Origin of the sequence: Phenylobacterium sp. (assembly GCF_041916435.1) — a bacterium.
Taxonomy (GTDB): domain Bacteria; phylum Pseudomonadota; class Alphaproteobacteria; order Caulobacterales; family Caulobacteraceae; genus Phenylobacterium.
Map to the genome: position 1 here is coordinate 1 of NZ_JAYRZM010000032.1, position 1143 is coordinate 1143.

2 protein-coding genes are annotated in these 1143 nt (G+C 71.1%); both read left to right on the top strand.

Annotation, left to right across the window (positions count from 1 at the left end; all coding sequences use genetic code 11):
• Positions 1-555 (top strand): hypothetical protein (locus ACE3TA_RS22620; protein WP_374576582.1); only part of this gene is annotated, 555 nt, incomplete at its 5' end.
• 7 nt (positions 556-562) lie between these two features.
• A partial coding sequence (locus ACE3TA_RS22625; RefSeq protein ID WP_374576583.1) for a sugar-binding domain-containing protein occupies positions 563-1143 on the top strand: 581 nt, incomplete at its 3' end.

Below are 1143 nucleotides of genomic sequence, written 5' to 3' on the forward strand. Positions count from 1 at the left end.
GCGCAGCAGCTCTGCGACATGCTGGAGACCGACTATTATCACCCGCGCCTCTCGCCCGACGTGATCGGCGTCGAGATCTGCGCCGCCTTCAAGAACTTCTTCGCCATCGCCGTCGGCTGGGCGGCGGGGCATCTCGAGAAGATGGCGGCCACCGAGAACCGCGCCTTCAACCACAACGCCGCCGCCATCATCTTCGACCAGGCGATCCGCGAGCTGATGGTGCTGGTGCGCGCCCATGGCGGCACCGAGCACAGCGTCTGGGGCATGCCGGGCGCGGGCGATCTCTATGTCACGGCCCAGGCCGGCCGCAATTCGAGGCTCGGCAACAATCTCGGCCGCGGCCTCACCTACCGGCAGACCAAGGACGGCCCGATGAAGGGCGACACCATCGAGGGCGCCGAGCTCGGCGTCACGGTGGCCGCCACGCTGCGCGCCATGATGACCGCCGGCACGCTCGACCGGAAGGCCCTGCCGCTCACCGCCGCCCTGCTCGACGCGCTCACCAACGACACGGCGCTCGACATTCCCTGGGCGGCCTTCCACCGCAGCGCGTGAGGCGAGCATGGGCGAGGCCGACACCCGCACATTGCCTGACCTGGCGCCCGCCTTCGGGGTCAGCCTCAGCGTCGACCCGGAGGAGCAGCTCGCCACCCGCGCCGCCTGGCTCTATTTCGTCGCCGGCCTCACCCAGGCGCAGATCGGCAAGAAGCTCGGCCTCAACCGCACCCGCGTGAACCGCCTCCTCGCCCAGGCCCGCGACCAGGGCCTCGTCCAGATCAACATCACCGGCAGGCTCGCCTCCTGCGTCGAGCTCGAGGAGAAGCTGAAGCAGCGCTACGGCCTGGAGGACGCCACCGTGGTGCCCACGCCGCCCAACCAGGAGCTGATCCCGCAGGTCATCGCCACCGCCGCCGCGGCGGCGCTGTCGGCGCGGCTGAAGGACGGCATGTCGGTGGGCGTCGGCTGGGGCCGCACGCTGAGGCTCTCCATCCAGTCGGTGCCGCGCCGCCAGCTCGGCCGGCTGTCGGTGGTCTCGCTGTTGGGCGGCCTGACGCGCGGCTCCGCCATGAACCCGCACGAGACCGCCTCGCACCTCGCCGATCTCGTCGGCGCGCAATGCTACTACGTCGCCGCCCCGGCGCT